A 24,397-nucleotide genomic window follows, 5' to 3' on the forward strand; every position below is an offset into this window, starting at 1 on the left:
AGCGCAGCGCCGGGCTGGGCACCTTCGGTCGACACAGCGTCACCCGAAGGTGCCCAGCCCGGCGTCGAGCAGCCGCGCCGCCCGGTGGACGTCGGCCGTGACGGCGTCCCCGACCTCCGCCGGGGTCACCGACCCGCCCAAGTACTTCCGCAGCGCCCGGTACTGGACGGGCCACAGCCCGAGCAGCGCCGTCGCGGCGATCTGCGGCTCCGGGTCGCCCGGTGCGCCGCCGCTCCGCCGCGCCAACGCCTCTGCGGCCGTTGCGATCAGACGGTCCGTCATCTCCCGCTGGTAGCTGCGCAAGGCCGGCGTGCCCTGGATGAGGGCCGCGAACCGCTGGACCTGTCCGACGGCCAGCTCCGGATCGTCCTGCGCGGCCAACCAGCCGGTCAGCGCGCCCAGTTCGTCGGCCAGGATGCGCAGCACCGCCGCCATGGGCGCCGTCCCGGGGTCGGCCAGGTCGGTCCGCAGCGCGGCCATCGTGGCCTCCGGCTGGTCCAGGACCAGTGACTCCTTGGTCGGGAAGTAGTTGAACACCGTCTTCTCGGAGACCGAGCACGCCTCGGCGATCTCCGAGACCCGCACGGCGTCGAACCCCCGCTCCAGGAACATCTCCGTCGCGGTGTCGGTCAACTGCTGGCGGGTGGCGCGCTTCTTGCGCTCGCGCAGCCCCTCCGCACCCGAGGCCTCGCCCCTCGGTTCACGCAGGGCGGCCCAGTCCACTGTTCGTGCGCTCATGCGTCAAGGATAGTCGGGCCTCGGTATTTTTTCTGCTACTGTAATTTTCTAGTGGCAGCAATGAAGCCGAAGCCGGGAGGCAGATCATGCACACCCTCGAACTGATCAACCTGTTCTTCGCCGGACTGCTGGCGGGCGCCGAGTTCGTGGTCCGCTTCGGCGTCCGCTCGACCATCGGCGTGCTCGACCCGCCCTCCTCGATCCAGCTGCGCCAGGCCCTGATCCGCACCCTGCGGGTGGCGGTGCCCGCCGTCTACCTCCCGACGATGCTCACGGGCATCGCCGCAACGGCCTGGAACGGCACCACCGGACACGGCGGCGGCACCGGCTTCACCGCCCAACTCGCGGCCATGGCAGCGCTGCTCGGCTGGACCGTGGTGACGTTCGCCGGCACCGTCCCGATCAACATCGGCATCCTGGACTGGCAGCTCGACACACCCCCGGCCGACGCACCGGCGATCATCCGCCACTGGGAACGCCTCGACACCGCGCGCACCTGCGCGGCGAGCGCGGCCTTCGCGCTCTTCCTGACCAGCGTCGGGCTGCAACTCGCCTGAGGCTCATCACATCTGAGGGTCCTCGCACAGCGGCCAGGACTTGTAGCGCGGCGCGTAGCTCAGGCGGTCGTCGCCCGAGTACTCCTCACGCTCCACCTCGACCAGCTCGCCGTTCTCGTCCAACTTGCTGACAGTGAAGGTGCAGAACGGCTGCTGCTCGCTCACGCGGTGACCGCCGTGAGCGCGAGGTCGGCGGCGACCACGAAGTGCACCGCCTTGCCCAGCTCCCTCGGCTCCCACCCCCATGAGTACGCGAGGGCGCCGACCAGGGCGAGGCCTCGCCCCGAGCCCCGCTCGATTTCGGGCGTGAGCATCGCGGGCAGCCGGAGCGAACGGTCGGTCACCTCGATCCTGAGGTGCGATCCGGTCCACTCGGCGCGCACCCAGCACTCACCGCCCGCGTGGACCAGGGCGTTGGTGATGACCTCGCTGGCGCACAGCAGCGCGTTGGCCACGGCATCCCGCGACAGCGGTAGTTCCCGTTCCCGGAGGAGCGCAGCGATCCAGCGCCGGGCCTGGGCCACCGCGTCGGCCTCGGCGCCGACGTGGAGAGTCTCGATGGTGGAGAAGTCGGTCACGCCGACCTCCTGCTCCTGGCCGCGATCGTCACCATGCACGGCCACACGCACTCGCAACGGACACACCGGCCATGCGCGCTGCGGTGCTCGTCCAGCAGCATCCGGTCGGCGGTCTGGAGCGCACCGCCAGGGGACGATCGCGCCGGGATCCGCTGCGGCAACAGACTCCCGCGGTCGTTGGCCAGTGCTGCGGAACCGCTGGTCAGATTCCAGGGATGAGGGGATCGGTGCCGGGAGGGGGAGTTCATCGGCGTCTCCGTAGAGCGTTGGTGGATGCGATGTACCCGAGCCGCCGGAGAAGGTCGACGGGTCACCACAGACGGACGGTGAATCGCTATCAGTTACCGTTTCCCAGAGCAGAGTTCAGGCGCTCCGCAGGCGTTTTCCAGGCATTGGCGGCGCTGACGTTGGGCACGTCTTCTACGACGGAGGTGGGTGGGACGGCAACCAAGCGCAATCGTCTTGCGGACCGGCGTATCTCGCTCTCGGCCTGGCCGCTTCTACAGTTGTGCGCTGGGAGAACAACAAGGCCTCACCACGGCCGTACCTGCGACCCAAGATCGCCAAGCTCCTGAAGGTGACCTCCGCCGAGCTGGAGGAGTTGCTCAAGCCCCAGCATCCGTCACCTGCGGGCGCCACCACCCCTGAGACTCTCCTGGACATCGGTGATGCTGACGATATGAAACGCCGCGACGCCCTGGGCCTGCTGACCATCACCGGTGCGCTGATCGTCCTGCCGCGCAGCAGCGTAGAACCGAGCGCCAGCCACACTGAGTTGGACTCGACCGCTGCCGAGACGCTGAATTCCCACCTGTGGAAGACCTTCTCCCTCGCGGACTCCAAGCAGACCGTGTACCCGCTGGTGCACCGTCACCTCCAAGTCCTCGCCCGGCAGCTACGCGAAGCCCGAACCGAGAAGGAGCGGACGCAACTGTGCGCCTGGACCGGTGACCCCTACCAGTTGGCCGGCGAGATCTTCTTCGACGGAAATCGGTACACCGACGCCGCACACTGCTACCTGCTCGCAGCCAGCGCCGCCAAAGAAGCTGGGAACCACGACCTGTGGGCCTGTGCCATGACTCGGCATGCGTTCATCGAGCTGTACGAGCGCCGGTTCACTGTGGCCGCGCCGATACTCTCGGCGGCAGCTCGCGTCGCACAACACGGGGACAGCCGGCTCTCCACCCGGCATTGGGTTGCCGCCGTCCAGGCGGAGGCGTACGCGGGGCTGGGAGACCTGGATGCGTGCAACCGAGCATTGGACCGCGCCGACGAGGTCCACTCGCTGGGCAGCGGGATCCACAACGGCGGCTGGTTGCGGTTCGACGGCTCCCGACTCGCTGAGGACCGCGGCACCTGCTACCTCGAACTCGGACGCCCTGACCTCGCCGAGCAAGCGCTGACAGCGGCCCTGCGGCAAGCGCTGTCCCCACGACGGCGCGGTGCCGTTCTCGCCTCCTTCGCAGCTCTCGGTGCCGAACGTGGCGACCTCGACCAAGTGATGCAGTACGGCAGCGCCGCGATCGAGCTGGCAAGCCTCACGGGCTCCGGGTTCCTCGCGAAGAGACTCGAAGGGCTTCAGACACACCTTGGCCCGCTCATGGCGGATGGCCGGGTCTCAAACCTGCACCACCAGATCTCGGCGCTCTCCCGCGTCGCCCGACGAAATGGATGACCACATGACGAACGACGGCCGCATCTTCCGCGAAGCCTGGATCGCCGGTGTCACCAAGCACTACCCGGGCGAGCCCAAGCCCGGCTACGTCACGCCGTGGGACGAGGCGCCCGACTGGGAGCGGCAGTGCGCCGCCGCCGTGTACGGCCAGGTGCGCGGCTTCGTCCAGGTCAGCGCCGGCAGCACCGCCAGGCTCAGCCGGGAGCAGAAGGGCCGGTTCGTCGCTCTCTGCTGGATCGCTCAGATCCACAAGCACATCGAGAGCCCGAAGCCCGGCTACGTCGCCGACTGGGACGACCTGCCGGCCTGGCAGCAGGAGACCGACGCGGACATCTTCGAGCGGATCGAGCGGAGCGTCTGACGGGCAGATCCGCGAAACCCGCGAGCAGCCGGGACGGATCATCCGTTTAGGAGGAGTACACGGAAAAATCAGACATTCCCGGACCGTCTATGGACGATCGGGCGTGGTCGCAAGCCCGTTAACGCCCGAATGATGGGTGACCTGGCGGGTTTCTGCTCATACGGTGCCCGGCAGTCCGCTTGTCCAGGAAGGCGCCCATGACGAACGACTCAGCCCAGCAGAGCTCCCCGGGGGGACACGCACTCGTCGAGCAGCACGGTGTGGACACCATCCCCGAGGCGGAGCGCACCAGCACCCCGCGTGACGTGCTGAGCATCCTGATCGGGTCGAACCTCGCCTTCGGCGTCGTGGTCTTCGGCTGGCTGCCGGTCTCCTTCGGGCTCTCCTTCTGGGCCAGCTGCACCTCGCTCGTGGTCGGCACCATCCTCGGGATCGTGCTGGTGACGCCGCTGGCGCTGATCTCGCTGCGCACCGCGACCAACCTGTCGACCAGCAGCGGGGCGCACTTCGGGGTGCGCGGGCGGCTGATCGGGTCACTGGTGGGGCTGCTGCTCTCGCTCGGGTACACGGCGCTGGCGCTCTGGGTGGGCGGCGACGTGGTGGTCGGGGCGCTGAACCGGCTGGTCGGCCTGCCGGCCCACGGGCCCGCGTACGTGGCGACCTACACCGTGCTCGCGGTGCTCAGCGCGACGGCGGCCGTCTTCGGCTACCGGCTGCTGCTGAAGATGGAAAAGCTGCTGATGTGGTCGATGTCGATCCTGCTGCTGCTGGGCCTCTTCGCCTACCTGCCGCACTTCAACGGCTCCGCGCACGGCCACTACCTGCTGGGCGGCTTCTGGCAGACCTGGCTGCTGGCCGTGGTCTCGGCCGGCCTGAGCGGCCCGATCGCCTTCATCACGCTGCTCGGTGACTACACCCGGTACGTGTCGCCCATCAAGCACAGCAGTCGCAAGATCTACTGGGCGAACGCGGCCGGGATGTTCCTCGGCATGCTGATCCCGCAGCTGTTCGGCACCTTCACGGCGGTGGCGACCGGGGCCGGGAACAACTACGTGGCGGGGCTGCTGGCCGGCGCGCCCGCCTGGTTCCTGGTGCCGCTGCTGATCAACGGCCTGATGGGCAGCGCGGGCAACACCGGTCTGATGCTCTACAGCATGGGCCTGGACCTGGACGCGATCCTGCCCCGGGCCACCCGGCTGCAGGCCACCTACGTGGTCGCGGCGGTGGCCACCGTGCTGGTCTTCGCCGGGCACTTCGTGTGGAACGCGCAGGACGCGGTGACCTCGTTCGTCCTGGTCCTGACCGCGATCGGCACGCCGTGGGCGGTGATCACCCTGACCGGGTTCCGGCGCTGCAAGGGCGAGTACGACCGCGGGTCGCTGCAGGTGCTCAACAAGCGCAGCCGGGGCGGGATCTACTGGTACCGGGCGGGCTGGAACGTGCCGGCCACGGTGGCCTGGGCGGTCGGCAGCGTGGTGGGGCTGTGCGCGGTCGACACCCCCGTCTACCAGGGGCCGGTACTGCACTGGACCGGCGGGATCGACGTGAGCTTCCTGCTCTCGGGCGCGGTGGCCTGGGCGCTGTACGTGGCACTGTCCAAGCGCTCGGCGCCGACCCCGGCGGTACCTGTGCCGGCGACCACGCGCACCCCGGAGCCGACCACCCCGGAGTTGGCGGAAAGCACCCGGTAATTCGATGGCTCCGCTCCCCGACGGCTCCGTACAGTGAGCGCCACACCACTGCCACCGTCGCCAGGAGCGGATCACCATGCGCGTGCACTATCCCCGCACGCCGCATCTGCCCTGGTCGCCGGGGGTGACGGCGGACGACCTGCGGGTCGGTGAGCTGTCCGGACTGCGCGGCCGCGAGGTGGTGGTCACCGAGAAGCTCGACGGCGAGAACACCACCCTCTACCGCGACGGCCTGCACGCCCGCTCGCTGGACTCCGGCCACCACCCGTCCCGCGCCTGGGTCAAGGGGCTGCAGGGGCGGATCGGCGGCGCGATCCCGCCGGGCTGGCGGATCTGCGGGGAGAACCTCTTCGCCCAGCACTCCATCGAGTACCGGGAGTTGGCGAGCTGGTTCTACGGCTTCTCGGTCTGGGACGAGCGGGACCACTGCCTGGACTGGGACGCGACGGTCCGCTTCCTGCACCGCAGCGGCGTGCCGACGCCCCGGGTGCGGTGGCGCGGGGTCTTCGACGAACGGGCGCTGCGCGCGCTGCGGGTGGACCCGGCGCGCGAGGAGGGGTACGTGGTCCGCACCGTCGAGGGCTTCGCGCGCGCGGAGTTCGGGCGGCGGGTGGCCAAGTGGGTGCGCCCGCGGCACGTTCAGACCGACACGCACTGGATGCACGCCGCCGTGGTCGAGAACGGCCTGGGCCCGAGCGCCGCGCTCTGGGCGGTGCGCTCCGGCGCCGCACCCGAACTTCCCAAGCTGCTGGCCGCGTTGGGGCTGCCACCGACCAACCCGGAGGAGCAGCCCGTCGCCGAGGTGTCCGCCGCGCTCGACCAGCTCGACCTGCTCGGGCGCACCGGCGACGCCCGGCTCGCCGGCGTCCTCGCCACCGTGCTGCACGGCAGCCGCCGAGCCTGGCTGGCGCCCCGACTGGCGGCCACGCTCGGCCTGCCGCTGGCCCGCCGGATCGCCGACCTGGTCGGCCTGCACGCCGCGCTGCACCGCCCGTACCCGGACGAGGACCGGCGCGCCGGCCTCGGCAGTCTCGCGCTCGCGGCCGACCTCGGCGTGCTGCACGCGGTGTCCCGGGCGGTGCTGGCCGGCCGCGCGGACGCGCTGGCGGCCGAGGCGCGCGAGCAGGTCGACTGGTCCGCGCTGCACGCCGAGGAGGCCGGGCTGCTGGGCCCGGATCCGTTCGAGGCGCTGCGGGCGGGCCTGCGCGAGGAGTTCGCCGGTCCGGAGTCCGCCGGTCCGGAGCTCACCGCTCGGGACGGGGCGGCCGCCGACCGCTGCTGGGCCCAGGCACGCGAGGCCTACGCGCGCGGGCGCCTCGGCGGTGTCGCGGCGGGCGGTGTCGCCGAGGCGGTGGCGGCCACCTGGCGCTGGCGCTCCGGGGCGTTCCCACGGCTGATCCAGCTGGTCGGACCGTCCGGCAGCGGCAAGACCAGCTTCGCGGCCGGGCTGCGCGGGATCGACGCCCGGATCTCGCTGGACGACCTGCGCGCGGCCCGCGGCTCTCGCGCCGACCAGCGCGCCAACAGTGACGTGCTGCGCGAGGGCCTGGACCGCCTGGACGCCGCGCTGGCCGCCGCGAGTAGCGGCGGCGGCACGGTGGTCTGGGACGCCACGTCGCTGAACCAGCAGCAGCGCTCCCTGGTGCACACGATCGCGCAGCGCCGTGACGCGCTGGTCACCCACGTGGTGGCGCTGGTGGACGAGGCGGAGTTGGCCGAGCGCAACGCGCGCCGGGCCCACCCGGTGCCCGCCGAGGTGCTGGCCGGGCAACTGCACCGGTTCGGGCCGCCCTACCCCGGTCAGGCGCACCGCACCTGGTACCTGGGCGCCGGCGGCACCGTCGAGGACACCGACGGGACGCTGTACGACGGGACGCCGCACAAGCCCTTGCCCAGCGCGACCGGAGAGGAGCGCCCCTGATGCGCACCAGCGAGCAGATCTACCACCGGGTGCGCTGGGACCCGCAGTTCGACCCGGCCCGGTTCGTCCTCGGGGTCAGCCGCCGCGAGGCCGCACCCAAGCGGGTCCCGCTGCCCGCCTTCGTGCCCGGCGGCGACATCCCCTGGCACCGGGTGCTCTTCATCGAGGCGGACGGCGAGCTGGTCTGGGACCGCGCCACGGGCGTGGACCGCATCGACTCCTCGCCGGCCGGCCGGGCCCGCGAACCACGCCGTCTGCGGGCCCCGTACTTCGCCGCGCGCACCCCGCACCGCTGGCAGCCGGACGGCGGGTGGCGCCCGGACGCCGGCCCGACCGCGCCGACGGCCCCGCCCCCGCCGACCGGCCCGACGCCGCCCACGAGCCCGACGCTGCGCGTGCTGACCTGGAACACCCTCTGGGACCGCTACGACGGCGACCGGATCGACACCGCCCGCCGCCGCCCGCTGCTGCTGGCGGCCCTGCGGCAGGCCGACGCCGACGTCATCGCGCTCCAGGAGGTCGAGGCCGAGCTGCTCGGCCGGCTGCTCGCCGAGCCCTGGGTACGGGCGGACTACGCCGTGGGCGCCCACCCGAGCGGCCGGGACGTCGAGCAGAGCGGCCTGCTGCTGCTCAGCCGGCTGCCGGTGCGCGAGGCGGGCTACCACGTGCTCGGCCCGCACAAGGCGGTCACCGCGATCACCGTCGACACCGCCGCCGGCCCGGTCGTCCTGGCCGCCACCCACCTGAGCAGCGACCACTCGGCGCGCGGTGCGGACCGGCGCCGAGCCGAACTGGGCGAGCTGGCCCAGGGGTTGGCCGGCGTGGACGGCGAGCTGGTGCTGGTCGGCGACTTCAACGACGGCGGCGCGGCCCCGGCCACCGCGCTCGGCCTGCGCGACGCCTGGACGGCTGCGCACGGCCCGGCCGACCGGACGCCGACCTTCGACCCGGTCGCCAACCCGCTGGCCGCCGTCTCCTCGCTGACCGGGCGCGCCGCGCGGCTCGACCGCGTCCTGCTGCGCGCCGGCGGTGCGCTCACCGTGACCGCGGCCGCGCTGCTGGGCGACAGGCCGACGGCGGACGGGCTCTTCGTGTCGGACCATTACGGTGTGGCGGCGGAACTGAGCCTGGACGGAGCCGAGCCGCACGAGGTGCTGGACCTCGCGCCGACGGCGCGCACCGCGCTGGCCTGGCTGCCGCCGGCCGAGCTGTGGCCCGCGATCCAGCAGTTGCGGCAGCGCTACGACCCGCAGCTGCGGCGCTGGCCGCCGCACGTCAACCTGCTCTTCGGCTTCGTCCCCGAGTCCGAGTTCGAGCGCGCAGCCCCGCTGCTGGCCTCGGCGGCCGCCGAGGTCGCCCCCTTCGCCGCCCGGCTGGCGGGCGTCCACACCTTCGGCCATCGCGAGGACGCCACCGTCTGGCTCGACCCGGCCGCGAACGGCGAAGCGCCGTGGCACGCGCTGCACCAGGCCCTGACCGCCCGCTTCCCGCGCTGCCACGGCCGCGCCACGGGCTTCACCCCGCACCTGTCGCTGGGGCGCAGCGCGGATCCGCAGCCGGTCGCCGCCGCCTGCGCCGCAGCGCTTGGCGACCTGTCCGCGCAGGTCGGCGAGCTGGTGCTGCTCTCCCGCCGGGGCGCCGAGCCGATGCGGGTGCGGGCGACGGTGGAACTGGGGACGGGGGTGGTGCGCTGGGCAGCGGAGGACGGCGCGGCCGCGACCACCGCGGCCGCCGAGGACGACCACACCGCCGAGCGGATCGCCGCGCGCCTGTCGGCGGCTCTCCCCGAGGGCGTCGTGCACACCGCGGGATCCCGTCGGATGGGCTGCGCGCTGCCCGGCGCCGACCTGGACCTGGTGGCCGCCCTGCCGGGCGTCGTCGACCTGGCCGAGCTCCGCGCCCGGGTGGCGGCCGCCCTCCCCGAGGCCACCGGACTGCGACCGGTGACCGGCGCCCGGGTCCCCGGGCTGCGCCTGCGGGTCGACCCGCTCGACGTGGACCTGGCGGTGGTCGCCACCGGCTCCCTCGCCCCCGCCGAAGCGGTCGCCCGGCGCGACGAGTTGGGCGAGGCGGCGGCGATCGCGCTGAGCGCGGTCAGCGACGCGGACGCGCTGCGCGCCGCTGTCGGGGACACCGCCGTCGGGGACCGGCACGCCCAATTCGCGCGGCTCGCCAGGCAGGTGAAGGCCTGGGCGAAGGCGCGCGGGCTCGACTCGGCGCCGTTCGGCGGCCTGCCCGGTCTGGCCTGGGCGGTCCTGGCAGCCAAGACCGTACACGAAACTGACGAATCGTCAGATCTGGTGCTCCGCACCCGGTTCTTCGCCGACTGGGCCGCCCACGACTGGCACGGCGCGCCGTCGGTGGCGACCCCCACCCGCCCGGTGCGCAGCTGCACCGAGCAGGTCGGCGCCGGCGGCCTGGAGCTGCTGAGCCAGGAGCTCTACCGCGCCTGGGAGTTGCTGGAGACCTCGACGACCGACCCCTGGCCCGAGCTGCTCGCTCCCCCGCCGCTGCACCGCCGCCATCCGGCCTGGGCGATCCTGACGATCCGTCAGACCACTGGCGAGGACTTCGCCGAGACCCTCGGCCGCACCCGCGGCCGGCTGCGCGCGCTGCTCACCACCCTCGCCGAAGCGGGCGCCCCGGACCTGCACGCCTGGCCTCGCCCCTTCGAGTCCGGCCCGCCTGTCACCCGCTACGCCATCGGCCTGGGCCGCACCCCGCCGGACCGCGCCCGCCTCGCCGACCTCGCCGAGCGCTGGACCCGGGGCCTGCCGGGGGTCACGGTCGAGTGGGCGGAGTGCGGGGCGGTGCCGACGCTGCGCTGACTCGCGGCGTCAGCAGGGCGCAGCGGACCTGGTCGGACAACGCGCCGCCGAGGCGGCGATTTCGACGTGGTATAGCTGACGCATGAGTGATTCCATGACCGCTTCCACCGTCAAGTTCCCCGGCCACGACGGCGATGAGATCGAGGCCTACCTCGCCCGCCCGGACGAGGCGCGGTCGCGCGGCGGCGTCGTCGTCATCCATCACATGCCCGGCTACGACAGGGCCACCAAGGAGATGGTGCGCCGCTTCGCCGAACTCGGCTACGACGCGATCTGCCCCAACCTGTACTTCCGCGAGGCTCCGGGTGCCGCCCCCGACGACGCGGCCGCGGCCGTGCGCGCGACCGGCGGGGTGCCGGACGAGCGGCTGGTCGGCGACGTCGCCGGCGCGGCCGCGTACCTGCGCTCGCTGCCCGGCGCCAACGGGAAGGTCGGCGTGATCGGCCACTGCTCGGGCGGGCGCCAGTCCGTGCTGGCGGCCTGCCACCTGGACCTCGACGCGGCGGTGGACTGCTACGGGGCGTTCGTCACCGGCACCCCGCCGGAGGGCTTCCCGATGAAGGTCACCAACCTGGTCGACCAGCTCCCCGCACTGCGTACCCCGCTGCTCGGTCTGTTCGGCGCCACCGACCAGTTCCCCGGCCCCGAGCAGGTGGCGGAGCTGGAGAGCATCCTCACCCGCGACGGCAAGGACTTCGAGTTCCACACCTACCCCGACGCCGGCCACGCCTTCTTCGCGGTGGACCGCCCCGCGTACAACGTGGCCGCCGCCAACGACGGGTGGGAGCGGATCGCCGCCTTCTTCGGCACGCACCTGGAGGCCTGACCATGTGCACCTACCTGACCGTCAAGGACGAGATCGACGGCAGCGCCAAGGGCGCGGGCGGCAGTTGGCTGCGCGTCTCCGACCTGGCCGTGTACTTCGACCACCCGGTGCACGCGATGGCCGAGCACACGGTCAACATCGACCTCAGCGACCCGTCCAAGGGGCCGTCCGCGCGAGTCGCGCTGGAGCTGACGGCCGAGTCGGCCCGCCGACTGGTGGCCGCCATCCAGGAGGCGCTGGCGGCGGCCCCGCCGGAGCTGACGGTCTGAGGCCGTCCTAGGGCCTGTACGCCCCTAGGGTGCTAGCCCGCCGCTCCCGCCGCTCCCGGAGCGGCGGGCTGGCGACCGCCGGCCGCCTTGGCCGCCCGCCGCCGGCGCAGGATCCGCCACCCGCACCCGACCACGACCACCGCCACCAGCAGCAACTGCGCGTCCGGCACCAGCCGGTAGGCGATCTGCAGCACCAGGCGGTACAGCCACGCCGGGTGCAGCATGTGCGCCAGCCCCGGGTCGTAGACCAGCGTCAGCAGTACCGTGTGCGCGAGCAGCACCCAGTCCAGCCAGGACCGGGCCAGCATCGCCACCAGCACCCACGCCAGCGCGTCGTACCAGGGCCGGACATACGCCGTGCCCAGCAGGTAAGCCAGCACGACGGCCAGCGCCGGACGGGCGGCCAGCCGCGCCGGGTCGGTGCCCTCGGCCGGGTCCAGCGCCGCCAGCAGCAGCCCGGCCAGCACCACGGCCGCGATCAACTCCAGCACGGTGGTGGCCTGATCGGCCCGCGCGGCACCGAACACGGGGACCAGCACGGACCGTTGCAGCAGCTCCCACGGCGTGCCGTCGGCCGCCTGGTTGCTGACCGCCTGGGCATTGTGCACGGCGCGCGGGGTGAAGGCGTAGCCGGCCGCCAGCGCCACCGCGCCGGCCGTCGCGGCCAGGGCCAGGCGGCGCCGGTCGTGCCGCAGGTGCCAGGCGAGCGGGAGCGCGAAGACCCCGGCCGTCAGCTTGATCGCGGCCCCGGCGGCGATCGCCAGCGCGGCCGCGATGCCCGAGCGCCGCAGCGCCCAGAAGCCGACCACCACGCACAGCGCGCAGAGCGTGTCGACATGGGGACCGACCACCAGGTTCCACCACAGCACCGGATTCAGCGTCCAGAGCAGTTGCGAGCGCACCCGCCGGGCCGGATCGGGCCCGGCCAGCCGCAGCAGTAGCGCCCCGGTGGCCAGGAACGCCGCGCCGCCCAGCACCGAGAGCAGCCACACGGTGCGCAGCATCGAGGCGCCGCCGAGCAGCGAGGCCGCCCACTCGGAGACGGTGGCCAGCGGGCCGTAGACGGACGGCGTGTGCAGCCAGGGTTCGGCGAGCGCCAGCTTGCCGACCGGGTCACCGGTCTGCGCCAGGCCGGCCGGCGTCAGCTGATAGGGGTTCAGGCCGAGCGTCTCGATCCGGCCGTAGGCGGCGTAGTTGAGCGGATCGGTGGTGCCGGCCGGCGGCACGCAGAGCAGTGCCAGCACCGCGACCGCACCACCGGCCAGCAGCAGCCGGGGCCGTGGCGCCCAGCCGCGCCGCACCGCGAGCAGCCCGGCCACCACCGTCACCGTGCCGAGCCCCAGCACCGCGGCCACCAGCAGCCAGACCAGCAGGTCCGAGGGGTTCCCCTGGACGAACCAGGGCGGCAGGTCGCCGACCCGCCGCCCGAACACCGGCTCCACGGCGGACGGCCCGAGCAGCCCCGCCGCGACCGCCAACACCACGCACAGCGCGCTCGCCAGCAACGCCCCACCACCGAGCACCCGCCCGCGCCGCTCACCACCACGGCGGTGCCGGCCCCGGGCGGACCCACCCGCCGACTCCGGCCGCGGGCCACGCGCCCAGGTCGGCTGGGGCAGAGCAGATATCGGCACGCGTATGACCCCATCCCTCGTCCGACCAACCGGCAGGAAGACAGGAAGAGGATCCCACAAGACGATTGCACAGCAGCGCCTGACCCGAATATCTGATCGACTCAGCGGCCGGGGCGACCAAGCATCACCAGAGTCCAACCTGCGCGGCGAAGATGTCTGCCATGGCGAAGGCCCGACCCGCCTCCTCCGGATTGCCGTCGGCCAGCTGCGCATTGGCCAGATTGGTCAGGGCGCCGACCATGGCCTGGGTGTCGTCGATCTGGCCGTAACACTCGACAGCCGTGGCGTGCTCGACGGCCGCCTCAGTGAAGCTGCCCAACCCGGCCAGTGCCAGACCCAGATAGGTCCGAGCGTGTCCCTCTCCTGCGGGGTCTGTCCCTCGGCAGGCGGCCGCGGCGTCTCCGAACACTCCGGCCGCCTCGCGAAACCGACCCTGCTCGGCCAGCACGGTTCCCAGGAGCATCAAGCTCCGCGCCGCCGGGCCAGAGATCGGCTCATCCGGGGTACCGGAGCGGCAGCGGAGGGCCACCGCCTCCTCCAACGGCGTCATCGCCTCCTCCAGCTGGCCCGATTCCGCCAGGGCGGCGCCAAGACTGTCGAGCGCGTCGGCGGTGGCTTCGTCGTCGTCCAGCGACCGGTGGACTGTGACCGCCTGCTCCAGGGTCGCCGACGCCTCCGCATACGCTCCACGGTGGTGGAGCTCACTGCCGAGCATGGACAGACCCAGCGCGCGCCTTTCCGTCGATCGCAGCTCAGTGGCAAGGGCGACAAGCTCCCGGAGCAGCACGATGACCTCGGTGTTCCGACCGTCGACCCGCGCAAGGTGGATGAGATGGAGCAGGACATCGAGGCGCCCGGCGCGGTCCCCAAGGGTGGCGAAGGCCGTTGCAGCGGACTCCAGCACGGCTGCGGCCTCCTCGTGATCCCCCTCCGCACACAGACCAGCCCCGAGCAGGGTCTGCGCCGCGGCAAGATCACGGTGCGACGAACTGCCGGCAAGAAGTTCGACGGCTTGCCGGGCCTCCCTCACCGCCTCGGCGGTGCGCCCGACACGGAGGAGGACATGGCCAAGGCGGGTTCGCGTGTTGGCCTCGCGAAGTTCGTCGCCAATGTGCCGGTACAAGCCCAACGCCCGAGTGAGTGCCTCTTCTGCGTCGGCGCACCGATCGGTGCTGCTGAGAGCCATCGCGAGGTTCACCAGGCAACCGGCCTCGAAGTAGAAGTCTCCGGACGCATGGAACTGCTCGATCGCCGCCTTCGTCAGCGCGATCGCCTCGTCCCAGTTGCCCTCGCAGATCTTCGTCGCCGCCAGGTTGCTCAGCGCCTTCACCTCGCCATGGCGGTCGCCCAGGTCGTGCTGCAGAGCCACGGAGGCTGAATGCGCGGCGGCGGACTCCGCGTATCGGCCCACACCCCGAAGGCTCGTGCCCAGGGCGTCCAGGGCCAGGGCCTCGCGCTGAGGGTCGCCCAGTTCGGCCGCCATCGCCCTCGCCTGCCCCAAGGTCGCGATCGCTTCCTCATCCTCCTGCTGACAACTGAGGGCGTTGCCGATGTTGACCAGGAGTGCGCTCTCACCGTGCCGATCGCCGTGCAGACGGAACAACCGCAGCGCCTCGCGCTGTGCGGCCATGGCCTCGTCCGGCAGGCCCAACTCTCGTAGAGCTGTGCCGCGATGACCCAGGAGTGTCGCCTCGGCCAACTCGTCGGGTAGGCAGTTCGGATCGCCGAGCGCCGTGTTCACGACGGTCAGCAGATCGCCGAAGTGCCTGCGCCGATGCAGGAGTTTGACCAACGGAAGCGGGAAGGCCACACCTAGCCCATACGGGACGCACGCAGCTGCCAGCGCGACCAGGTTGGAGCGCTCCCGCTCGAACCATTCGAGCGCGGCGCCAGAGTCAACGAAGACGGCGGTGGACGCTACCGTCCCGCTGAGCCACGCCTCCGCCGCTTCGGTCGTCGTCAGGTAGTACCGGACCAGTCGGGTGAATGCCGCCTCGCGCTCGTCCTCCTCGACCTCCCCGAGCAGCCGTTCCTCCGCGTACAGACGGACCAGGTCGTGCATCCGCCAACGATCGTACGAAGTGCCGGCCTCGACCAGGTGCGAGCGTCCGAGTGCGGCCAGCAGGCGGGAGGTCACGCCCTGCTCGGCGTCGATCAGCTCCGCAGCGACCGGCGCCGAGATCTCCGGGCCGGGATGGACGGCAAGCAGTCGGAACAGGCGAGCCCTGGTGCGGTCCAGTTGACGGTACGACAGGTCAATGGCGGCCCGCACCGAGAGGCCGTCCCGGTCCAGTCCGTCCAGTCGACCGTGTGCGTCGCGCAACTCTCCGACCAACTGACTGAGCGGTCGGTCAGGCCGATCGGCAAGGAATGCGGCAACGATCCGCAATGCCAGCGGAAGACCCTCGCAGAGCACCGCGATCTCCTGCGCGTGCTCCGGTCCGGCATCCACCCGAGCATCCTGTGACCCGCGGGCTTCCCACACGGACCGGCGCAGCACGTCTACCGCCACGTCGGTATCGAGGACCCGAAGGTCCAGCAGGCGCGCGCCGAGCCCTGCCGGCGTGTCACGAGAGGTGACCACTGCCGCGTTGATCCCGTCGGTGGGTAGCAGCGGCCTGGCATGCCCCGCGTGCGCCGCGTTGTCGATCACCACCAACAACCGTCGGCCTGCACGGGCATGGGCAGTGAGGATAGAGGCATACAGCCTGGCCTGAGCGTCCGCAGTTGGCGGGATGGACTCGGCCGGTACGGCGAGCGCATGCAGAAGGGTGCCGAGGGCGTGCTCAGTACTTACTCGGCGTTCGCTGTCATATCCCAGCAGATCGATGAAGAGCACGCCGCCAGGGAACCAGCCGTCCTGCTCGACGGCATACCAGGCGGCTTGGACGGCCAGTTCCGTCTTTCCGACACCAGGCAGGCCCGAGACCGCCGTTACCGCCGGCGACTCGGCCGGGCGAGCTGGATTCAAGGCGGCCAGGAGCGCCTGGTACTCGGTCTGCCGCCCGGTGAAGGCGGTCGACTTGGCGGGGAGCGCGCAAAGAGCGGGGTAGGGCTGCCGAGGCAGCTCCAGCGTCACGTCGTGCGCTTGGACAACCGGGCCGAAGAAGAACCCGCCGTGGATCCGGTTGCTCTGGCCATCACCGCTCACACTGAGGCACCCCTCCATGTCAGGGCGGCCGATGCCCCCACGGGTGAGCCTCCATGCTAGCGATGTCCCGTCACCGGCCAGCCCGGAACGACAGCGCGAGGCCCCGATCACTCGGGGGATGATCGGGGCCTGTGCGCCGACGGCGCCGATCGTCAGCGGACCGGGCGCCAGTGTTCCGGCAGTTCCTCGGGGTCGACCAGGCGCTCACCTCTTGGGGGGACGAGCCAGGCGAACAGCTTCTTGAGCATCATGACCTCCTTTCATCGCGAACATGTCATTGCTATGGCTACACCATGTGCCTGCTCGAATCCACCGAGTGAGACTCCAACTGTCGTGATTCGGCCAAACTTCGGCCGGACCGGCCCTCTTGCCCCCTACCGAGGCGCCCCCGCCGAACCGCCATCGCCCGACTGGCGGGCGCCGTCCCACTCCCGACGCACCGTCAGTCGGCGTACCGTCAGAGGCATGCGCAGAACAGCGAACACCGAGGAGCCGCCGGAGCGGACCGGCGAGGCGTTCGAGCTGGGTGAACGCCTGACCGTGGTCGGCGAGCGGTTGCGGGCCGGCGCCGCCGCGCCCGCCTTCACCCTGGACTGGCTGGCCCAGCCGGACGGTGCCACGAGCCAGGTGCGGCTCTCCGACACCAGCGGCTCGAAACGGCTGCTCAACGTGATCAACTCGATCGACACGCCGGTCTGCCGGATCGAGACCCGCTCCTGGGAGGACCGGCTGGCCGAGCAGGCGGCCGAGGGCGAGGTGCAGCTCTACACCATCAGCATGGACCTCCCGTTCGCCCTGGCCGCCCGCGGCGCCCGCGAGCAGGACGGCACCGGCCACCTGCTGCTCTCCGCCCACCGCAGCGAGCGCTTCGGCCGCGACTACGGGGTGCTGGTCAAGGAGTGGCGGCTCCTGCAACGCGCGGTCTTCGTGATCGACCGGCACGACCGCCTGGCCCACGTCGAGTACGTCGCCGACCAAATGGCCGAACCCGACTACCAGGCCGCGCTGACCGCACTCGCCGAACTGCCGTAGCCGGACCGGCTCGAGCTCTCCCGGCGGTGCGCGCCCATGGCGCTTCGGGGGGATATGACCCGTTAGATACCCCTGCTGCGGCGCGCCACGACCCCTGTCCTGCGAGCGAGGGCAACGTCACACCCCGTAGCTCTGCTACGGCTCAAGGCCAGGGCACTAACCTTCCCACCATGACGGTCCCGCCCGAAGGGCTCCCCCTGGCCGCCGAGTTCCCGGATGCAAGCCGTGAGCAGTGGCGGCGCCTGGTCGAAGGCGTCCTGAGCAAGTCAGGTACGCAGAGCACCGCCGGTACGCCGGCGGAGGACGCACTGGCCACCGCGCTGCAGGACGGTCTGCGCGCTCGGCCGCTGTACACCGCCGAGGACGCCTCGGCGGTGTCCGAAACCGGCTACCCCGGATTCCCCCCGTTCGTGCGCGGCGGCCGCCCGCAGGGCTCGGCGGTCTCCGGTTGGGACGTGCGCCAGCGGCACGCCGACCCGGACCCGGCCCGCACCGCCGAGGCGGTGCTGGCCGACCTGGAGCACGGCGGCGGTTCGATCTGGCTCACCCTGGGTGACGCCGGTCTGCCCGTCGACGCGCTACCGACCGTGCTGGCCGGGGTCTACCTGGACCTCGCGGCCGTCGTGCTGGATGCGGGAGCGCAGACGAAGGCGGCCGCCGAGCGCCTCTTCGCGCTGCTCGCCGAGCGCGCGGTCCCGAACGAGGCGGCCACCGGCAACCTCGGCGCCGACCCGCTCGGCCTGCTCGCCCGCACCGGCGACGACGGCGCCACCGACGCGCTGCTGGCCGAGGCCGCCGAGCTGGCCGCCCGCTGCGCCCGCGACTACCCGGGCCTGCGCGCGCTGAGCGTCGACGCCCTGCCCTACCACGAGGCCGGCGCCTCCCCCGCTCAGGAGTTGGGCGCGGCACTGGCCACCGGCGTCGCCTACCTGCGCGCGCTGACCGCCGCCGGGCTCAGCGTGGACGAGGCAGCCGGGCAGCTGGAGTTCCGCTTCGCCGCCACCGAGGACCAGTTCCTCACCATCGCCAAGTTCCGTGCCGCGCGCCGGCTCTGGTCCCGCGTCACCGAGGTCAGCGGCGCCGGCCCCACAGCCGGTGCCCAGCGCCAGCACGCCGTCACCTCCGAGGTGATGATGACCGCCCGCGACCCGTGGGTGAACATGCTGCGCACCACGGTCGCCACCCTGGCGGCCGGAGTCGGCGGCGCCGACGCGGTGACCGTGCTGCCCTTCGACACCGCCCTCGGCCTGCCGGACGCCTTCGCCCGCCGGATCGCCCGCAACACCCAGGCGATCCTGCTGGAGGAGTCGCACCTGGGCAAGGTGATCGACCCGGCCGGCGGTTCCTGGTACGTCGAGCAGTTCACCGAGGAGCTCGCCCAGGCCGCCTGGAACTGGTTCCAGCAGCTGGAGGCGGCCGGCGGCCAGCGCGCCGCGCTCACCTCCGGGCTGGTCGGCGAGACCATCGCCGCCGGCTGGGCGGAGCGCTCGGCCAAGCTCGCCAAGCGGCGCGAACCGGTCACCGGCGTCAGCGAGTTCCCGAACCTGGGCGAGCAGCCGCTGGTCCGGCCCCCGGCCCCGGCCCCGCTCGGCGGCGGCCTGCCCCGGGTGCGCAGGGCCGAGGCCTTCGAGGCGCTGCGGGACCGCTCGGACGCGCACCTGGCCGCGACCGGCGCGCGTCCCAAGCTGTTCCTCGCCGCGATCGGCCCGGCTGCCGCGCACACCGCGCGGGCCACCTTCGCGGCCAACCTGTTCCAGGCCGGCGGGATCGAGACGGTGCTCGCAGCCGACACCGAACCGGCCGCGCTCGCCAAGGAGTTCGCCGCCAGCGGGGCCACCGTGGCCTGTCTCTGCTCCAGCGACCCGCTGTACGTCGAGCACGCCGAGGCCGTCGCCGCCGCGCTGAAGGCGGCCGACGCCACCCGGGTGCTGCTCGCGGGCCGGCCCGGCGAGCAGCGCGAGGCCTACCAACGAGCCGGGGTGGACGAGTTCGTCTACGCGGGCGGCGACGCGGTCGCGGTCCTCACCTCGCTCCTCGACCAGATCGGAGTGGCGCGTTGATCCCCGACTTCACCACCATCGGGCTCACCGGGTCCCCGGCCGGCGAGCCCCGGACCACCGACGACCAGTGGCGGGCCGCCTGGCGCGAGGCCACCGCCTCGGACGTCGCCGAGCAGCTCTGGGAGACCCCGGAGGGCATCGGCGTCAAGCCGCTCTACACCGCGGACGACCTGGCCGGCCTGGACTTCCTGGGCACCTACCCGGGCATCGCGCCCTACCTGCGCGGCCCCTACCCGACCATGTACGTCAACCAGCCGTGGACGGTGCGCCAGTACGCGGGCTTCTCCACCGCCGAGGAGTCCAACGCCTTCTACCGCCGCAACCTGGCGGCCGGGCAGAAGGGCCTGTCCGTCGCCTTCGACCTGCCTACCCACCGCGGCTACGACAGCGACCACCCCCGGGTGACCGGCGACGTCGGCATGGCGGGCGTGGCGATCGACTCGATCTACGACATGCGCCAGCTCTTCGACGGCATCCCGCTGGACAAGATGTCGGTGTCGATGACCATGAACGGCGCCGTGCTGCCGGTGCTCGCGCTCTACATCGTGGCGGCCGAGGAGCAGGGGGTGGCACCCGAGAAGCTCGCGGGGACCATCCAGAACGACATCCTCAAGGAGTTCATGGTCCGCAACACCTACATCTACCCGCCGCAGCCCTCGATGCGGATCATCTCCGACATCTTCGCGTACACCTCGCAGAAGATGCCGCGGTACAACTCGATCTCCATCTCCGGCTACCACATCCAGGAGGCCGGCGCGACGGCCGACCTGGAGCTGGCCTACACCCTGGCCGACGGCGTGGAGTACCTGCGAGCCGGACTGGGCGCGGGACTTGACGTGGACGCCTTCGCGCCGCGGCTGTCCTTCTTCTGGGCGATCGGCATGAACTACTTCATGGAGATCGCCAAGCTGCGCGCGGCCCGGCTGCTCTGGGCCAAGCTGGTCGGGCAGTTCGACCCGAAGAACGCCAAGTCGCTCTCGCTGCGCACCCATTCGCAGACCTCGGGCTGGTCGCTGACCGCCCAGGACGTCTTCAACAACGTCGCCCGCACCTGCGTCGAGGCGATGGCCGCCACCCAGGGCCACACCCAGTCGCTGCACACCAACGCGCTGGACGAGGCGCTGGCACTGCCCACCGACTTCTCGGCCCGGATCGCCCGCAACACCCAGCTGATGCTCCAGCAGGAGTCGGGCACCTGCCGGGTGATCGACCCCTGGGGCGGCAGCGCCTACGTCGAGAAGCTCACCCACGACCTGGCCCAGCGCGCCTGGCAGCACATCCAGGAGGTGGAGGCGGCCGGCGGCATGGCCAAGGCGATCGACGCCGGCATCCCCAAGCTGCGCGTCGAGGAGGCCGCCGCCCGCACCCAGGCCCGGATCGACTCCGGCCGCCAGCCCGTGATCGGCGTCAACAAGTACCGGGTGGCCACCGACGAGCAGATCGACGTGCTCAAGGTCGACAACTCCTCGGTGCGCACCCAGCAGATCGAGAAGCTGCGCCGGCTGCGCGCCGAGCGCGACGAGGCCGCCTGCCAGGACGCGCTGCACGCGCTGACCCGTTCCGCCGAGGCGGGCCCCAGCAGCTCGCTCGACGGCAACCTGCTGGCGCTCGCCGTGAACGCGGCCCGTGCGAAGGCCACCGTCGGCGAGATCTCGGACGCCCTGGAGAAGGTGTACGGCCGGCACGCGGGCCAGATCCGTACCATCTCCGGTGTGTACCGTGACGAAGCAGGAGCCTCCTCCACCGCCGTGCAGCGCACCCGCGACCTGGTCGAGAAGTTCGAGACCGCCGAGGGCCGCCGCCCGCGCATCCTGGTCGCCAAGATGGGCCAGGACGGCCACGACCGCGGCCAGAAGGTGATCGCCACCGCCTTCGCCGACCTCGGCTTCACGGTCGACGTCGGCCCGCTCTTCCAGACCCCGGCCGAGGTGGCCCGCCAGGCGGTGGAGGCCGACGTGCACATCGTCGGCGTCTCCTCGCTCGCGGCCGGCCACCTGACCCTGGTCCCGGCGCTGCGCGCCGAGTTGGCCGAAGCCGGACGCGAGGACATCACCATCGTGGTCGGCGGCGTGATCCCGCCGCAGGACTTCGAGGCCCTCTACGAGGCCGGCGCCTCGGCGGTCTTCGGGCCCGGCACGGTGATCCCGGACGCGGCGTACGACCTGCTCCAGAAGCTGGCCGCCGACCTCGGCCACGAGCTGTAGGCGGTCCGACTGATGGCCCGCACGATCGATCTCGACCAGTACCGCCGGGGAGTGCTCGACGGCTCGCGCGCCTGGATCGCGCGGGCCATCACCCTGGTCGAATCCACCCGCCCCGACCACCGCGAGCTCGCCCAACGCCTGCTGGTCGACCTGCTGCCGCACTCCGGCAAGGCGATCCGGATCGGGATCACCGGCGTGCCGGGCGTCGGCAAGTCCACCTTCATCGAGGGCCTGGGCACCCGGCTCACCGGGCGCGGCCACCGGGTGGCGGTGCTCGCCGTCGACCCGACCTCCAGCCGGACCGGCGGCTCCATCCTGGGCGACAAGACCCGGATGGAGAAGCTCTCCGCCGACCCGAACGCCTTCGTCCGCCCCTCCCCCACCTCCGGCACGCTCGGCGGCGTGGCCCGGGCCACCCGCGAGTCGATGGTGGTGATGGAGGCGGCCGGCTACGACGTGGTGCTGGTCGAGACGGTCGGCGTCGGCCAGTCCGAGACCACGGTCGCGGGCATGGTCGACACCTTCCTGCTGCTCACCCTGGCCCGCACCGGCGACCAGCTCCAGGGCATCAAGAAGGGCGTCCTCGAACTGGCCGACCTGATCGCGGTCAACAAGGCCGACGGCCCCCACGACCGCGACGCCAAGGCCGCCGCCCGCGAACTGGCCGGCGCCCTACGCCTGCTGCAAGCCCCGGACGCCGTCTGGACCCCACCGGTGCTCACCTGCAGCGGCCTTGACGGCACCGGCCTGGACGAACTCTGGGACCGCCTCACCCAACACCGCGAACTCCTCGACGCCACCGGCGCGTTGACCGCCAAGCGACGCGACCAGCAAGTCGCCTGGACCTGGGCCATGGTGCACGACCAGCTCTTCGCCCAGCTGCATGAGCACCCGGAAGTCCGCCGCCTCACCCCCGAGTTGGAGCAGCAGGTACGGGAGGGCACGCTCACGGCCACACTGGCGGCCCAGCGGATCCTCGCGGAGTTCCGCACCGCCTGACCGGCAGAGACGGGCGGCAGGCGGCCTCGGCCGGTCCGCCACCCGCCACCCGCCACCCGCCACCCGCCACCCGCCACGGACAGCCTGCCCTCGACCTGACCACCACCATCGCTGTCACCACCCAACTCTCCTGCGCAGCGCCTGCCTTGGCGGACATCGTGGCAGCACGACGAAGCCAGCTGGGCGGCCTCGCGGGTTAGGATGAGCCGGACGAGGAAGTCGCCAGGTAGGGGGAGCCACCATGGCCGGTGATTATCACGTGGATTTACAAGCGTTGACGGAAGCTGCTTCGGGGGTGAATGAGACGCTTGACCGGACCTGCGTCCAGAAGGTCAGCGACATCCCCCACGACGAGTCGGCCATCGGCCACCACGCCCTGGCGAGCACACTGTCCGACTTCTTGGACCGGTGGCAGCGCGGCGTGGACAACCTTGCCAAGGACGGCGAGGAGATCGCAACCCGGCTGACGGCGAACGTCAAAGCCTACCGGAATGCCGATCAGGCCGTATATGGCCAGCTCAACCAGATCCTCACGGGCAACAACGATCCCGGGGAGAAGTGACGATGGCGGAACTCGGGCAGACCACCGACCCGAAGGCCCTGGTCCCCGGTGACGCCAGCGCCATCGCGCATACCCAGGCCTCACTGAAGGCGTACGGCGACCTGCTGCATCTGGCCGGCGAGGGCCTGAAGCGCATTGATACCACCGACGGCTGGAGCGGTGACGCCGCCGACGCGTTCCGCAAGGTCTTCCATGGCCAGCCGAGCAAGTGGCTGGACGCCGGCGATGCCTTCCACGACGCGGCGGCCGCGCTGGGGGTCTACGCCCCGACGCTCACCTGGGCCCAGGACCAGGCTACCGAGGCGATCAATCTCTGGGCCTCCGGCGACGCCAATCACCAGGCCGCCCAGGACCAGTTGAACAGCGCCCGCAGTCAGCTGGACAGTGCTGGAAAGACCGCGGACGCCGCCGTCGGAAGAGCCCGCGACAAGGCCCCCGCCAAGCCCGGTTTCTGGTCGCGGGTGGGAGACGATATCGGCGGGTTCTTCTCCGATGCCGGGCATTTCACAAAGGAATTCGGCGAGACGGCGCTGGGTGACCTGGCCTCGGTCGGCAATGCCATGCTGCACGACCCGGGCTCGATGGCCGAGATGGCCGGCGGCCTGGCGCTCGCGTCCGTCGGTGCGGGCGGCGAGGTGCTCGGCGTCGCGCTGGACGCAACTGGGGTCGGCGCCGTCATCGGCGTGCCTGCCAACGTGGTCTCAGCCGGCGCTATCGCGACCGGCGTCGGCCTCATGGGCATGGGCGCGATGAACATCGGCAAGGACGCGGCGGGTTCGGATCGCGTCAATATGAACTCCGACAACGGCGGGGGCGGCGGGGGCAATACGACGGCTCGGGACATCCACGGGACCGGCCGGGTTACCGAGCGCGGGGTCGATGTGGGCCATGTCTGGGACAACGGCGACATGTATATTCAGAGCGACGGGCAAATCGTCAAAGTGCTCGACAATGGAAATGGGACCTGCGACGTTGTCGTTCGCGATATGTCGAATCCGAGTGGGCAGCCGACCACCGTACTGAAGGACGCGAAGCAGAGCTATGTTGACGGGAAGATCGAGAGGGGCGATTGGGAGTGAGTGACGGCGTGGTGGGTGGAGGCGTGTCCGGCCAGCGGCTCCGCTGCTGCATCTGCGGGCAGGGAACCGAGGATGCGCAGGACTATGTCCTGCTCGAAGTGAGCGCCGAATCGAGCGCGGCCCGTCAGTACTTGGGCGCCCATGCCGGGCACCTGAACTCGGTCCTGGCCAAGGGCTTCAGCGTCGAAGTGCACTTGATGTAGCCCCGGGCCGGGCCCTTCTGAGATCAGAA

At 71.9% G+C, this 24,397-nt stretch carries 20 protein-coding genes; 15 read left to right on the forward strand and 5 right to left on the reverse strand.

Annotated features, from left to right (window positions below; all coding sequences use genetic code 11):
- Positions 1-39: 39 nt before the first annotated feature.
- Entirely contained in the window at positions 40-738 is a 699-nt protein-coding gene (locus ABH937_RS00750) for a TetR family transcriptional regulator (protein WP_370216758.1), read from the reverse strand.
- Between the two features lie 86 nt (positions 739-824).
- On the opposite strand from ABH937_RS00750, the gene ABH937_RS00755 reads away from it, so the two are divergent.
- Positions 825-1,295, forward strand: a complete 471-nt coding sequence (locus ABH937_RS00755; protein WP_370216760.1) for an anthrone oxygenase family protein — start codon at positions 825-827, stop codon at positions 1,293-1,295.
- 6 nt (positions 1,296-1,301) lie between these two features.
- Here ABH937_RS00755 and ABH937_RS00760 read toward each other — a convergent pair whose 3' ends face one another.
- Together ABH937_RS00760 and ABH937_RS00765 are read right to left on the reverse strand one after the other, a co-directional pair.
- The gene (locus ABH937_RS00760) at positions 1,302-1,460 is read right to left on the reverse strand and encodes a hypothetical protein (RefSeq protein ID WP_280689103.1); all 159 of its coding nucleotides are present in this window, start codon (positions 1,458-1,460) and stop codon (positions 1,302-1,304) included.
- Positions 1,457-1,873 carry an ATP-binding protein gene (locus tag ABH937_RS00765; protein ID WP_370216761.1) on the reverse strand — a complete coding sequence of 139 codons (417 nt, stop codon included), beginning with the start codon at positions 1,871-1,873 and terminating at the stop codon, positions 1,457-1,459. Before ABH937_RS00765 ends, ABH937_RS00760 begins: the two co-directional genes overlap by 4 nt.
- Before the next feature lie 577 nt (positions 1,874-2,450).
- On the opposite strand from ABH937_RS00765, the gene ABH937_RS00770 reads away from it, so the two are divergent.
- The 7 genes from ABH937_RS00770 (at position 2,451) to ABH937_RS00800 (ending at position 11,444) form a co-directional block, all read left to right on the forward strand.
- A complete protein-coding gene (locus ABH937_RS00770) occupies positions 2,451-3,548 on the forward strand; it encodes a hypothetical protein (protein WP_370216762.1) in 1,098 nt (365 codons plus the stop codon).
- Between the two features lie 4 nt (positions 3,549-3,552).
- A complete protein-coding gene (locus tag ABH937_RS00775) occupies positions 3,553-3,909 on the forward strand; it encodes a hypothetical protein (RefSeq protein ID WP_370216764.1) in 357 nt (118 codons plus the stop codon).
- Between the two features lie 197 nt (positions 3,910-4,106).
- Positions 4,107-5,600, forward strand: a complete 1,494-nt coding sequence (locus ABH937_RS00780; protein WP_370216765.1) for a cytosine permease — start codon at positions 4,107-4,109, stop codon at positions 5,598-5,600.
- A gap of 76 nt (positions 5,601-5,676) precedes the next feature.
- Positions 5,677-7,521: an RNA ligase family protein gene (locus ABH937_RS00785; protein ID WP_370216766.1), complete on the forward strand. Its 1,845-nt coding sequence runs from the start codon at positions 5,677-5,679 to the stop codon at positions 7,519-7,521.
- A complete protein-coding gene (locus ABH937_RS00790) occupies positions 7,521-10,349 on the forward strand; it encodes an RNA repair domain-containing protein (RefSeq protein ID WP_370216767.1) in 2,829 nt (942 codons plus the stop codon). Before ABH937_RS00785 ends, ABH937_RS00790 begins: the two co-directional genes overlap by 1 nt.
- Before the next feature lie 82 nt (positions 10,350-10,431).
- Positions 10,432-11,175 (forward strand): dienelactone hydrolase family protein, encoded by a 744-nt coding sequence (locus ABH937_RS00795; RefSeq protein WP_370216768.1) that lies wholly within the window; start codon positions 10,432-10,434, stop codon positions 11,173-11,175.
- A 2-nt stretch (positions 11,176-11,177) separates the two neighbouring features.
- On the forward strand, positions 11,178-11,444 hold the full coding sequence (locus ABH937_RS00800; protein ID WP_280689113.1) for a DUF6295 family protein: 267 nt from the start codon (positions 11,178-11,180) through the stop codon (positions 11,442-11,444).
- A 32-nt stretch (positions 11,445-11,476) separates the two neighbouring features.
- Here ABH937_RS00800 and ABH937_RS00805 read toward each other — a convergent pair whose 3' ends face one another.
- Both ABH937_RS00805 and ABH937_RS00810 read right to left on the reverse strand, forming a co-directional pair.
- Positions 11,477-13,078 carry a glycosyltransferase 87 family protein gene (locus tag ABH937_RS00805; protein WP_370216769.1) on the reverse strand — a complete coding sequence of 534 codons (1,602 nt, stop codon included), beginning with the start codon at positions 13,076-13,078 and terminating at the stop codon, positions 11,477-11,479.
- A 124-nt stretch (positions 13,079-13,202) separates the two neighbouring features.
- Positions 13,203-16,229 (reverse strand): tetratricopeptide repeat protein, encoded by a 3,027-nt coding sequence (locus tag ABH937_RS00810; protein ID WP_370216771.1) that lies wholly within the window; start codon positions 16,227-16,229, stop codon positions 13,203-13,205.
- 465 nt (positions 16,230-16,694) lie between these two features.
- On the opposite strand from ABH937_RS00810, the gene ABH937_RS00815 reads away from it, so the two are divergent.
- The 7 genes from ABH937_RS00815 to ABH937_RS00845 all read left to right on the forward strand — a co-directional run bounded on the left by ABH937_RS00815 (position 16,695) and on the right by ABH937_RS00845 (position 24,368).
- On the forward strand, positions 16,695-17,261 hold the full coding sequence (locus ABH937_RS00815; protein ID WP_280689115.1) for a peroxiredoxin: 567 nt from the start codon (positions 16,695-16,697) through the stop codon (positions 17,259-17,261).
- A 170-nt stretch (positions 17,262-17,431) separates the two neighbouring features.
- Entirely contained in the window at positions 17,432-19,321 is a 1,890-nt protein-coding gene (locus tag ABH937_RS00820; protein ID WP_370216773.1) for a methylmalonyl-CoA mutase family protein, read from the forward strand.
- Positions 19,318-21,525, forward strand: coding sequence for a methylmalonyl-CoA mutase (gene scpA, locus ABH937_RS00825; protein ID WP_370216774.1), 2,208 nt, complete (start codon positions 19,318-19,320; stop codon positions 21,523-21,525). Before ABH937_RS00820 ends, scpA begins: the two co-directional genes overlap by 4 nt.
- A 12-nt stretch (positions 21,526-21,537) precedes the next feature.
- Positions 21,538-22,524: a methylmalonyl Co-A mutase-associated GTPase MeaB gene (gene meaB, locus ABH937_RS00830; RefSeq protein WP_370216775.1), complete on the forward strand. Its 987-nt coding sequence runs from the start codon at positions 21,538-21,540 to the stop codon at positions 22,522-22,524.
- Between the two features lie 241 nt (positions 22,525-22,765).
- Complete coding sequence (locus ABH937_RS00835) at positions 22,766-23,086, forward strand: hypothetical protein (RefSeq protein ID WP_370216776.1); 321 nt, start codon at positions 22,766-22,768, stop codon at positions 23,084-23,086.
- A 2-nt stretch (positions 23,087-23,088) separates the two neighbouring features.
- Positions 23,089-24,165, forward strand: a complete 1,077-nt coding sequence (locus tag ABH937_RS00840; protein WP_370216777.1) for a putative T7SS-secreted protein — start codon at positions 23,089-23,091, stop codon at positions 24,163-24,165.
- Positions 24,162-24,368, forward strand: coding sequence for a hypothetical protein (locus ABH937_RS00845; protein WP_370216778.1), 207 nt, complete (start codon positions 24,162-24,164; stop codon positions 24,366-24,368). Before ABH937_RS00840 ends, ABH937_RS00845 begins: the two co-directional genes overlap by 4 nt.
- The last annotated feature ends 29 nt before the right edge of the window (positions 24,369-24,397 follow it).

It is taken from the genome of Kitasatospora sp. GAS1066B, from assembly GCF_041262605.1.
Classification (GTDB): domain Bacteria; phylum Actinomycetota; class Actinomycetes; order Streptomycetales; family Streptomycetaceae; genus Kitasatospora.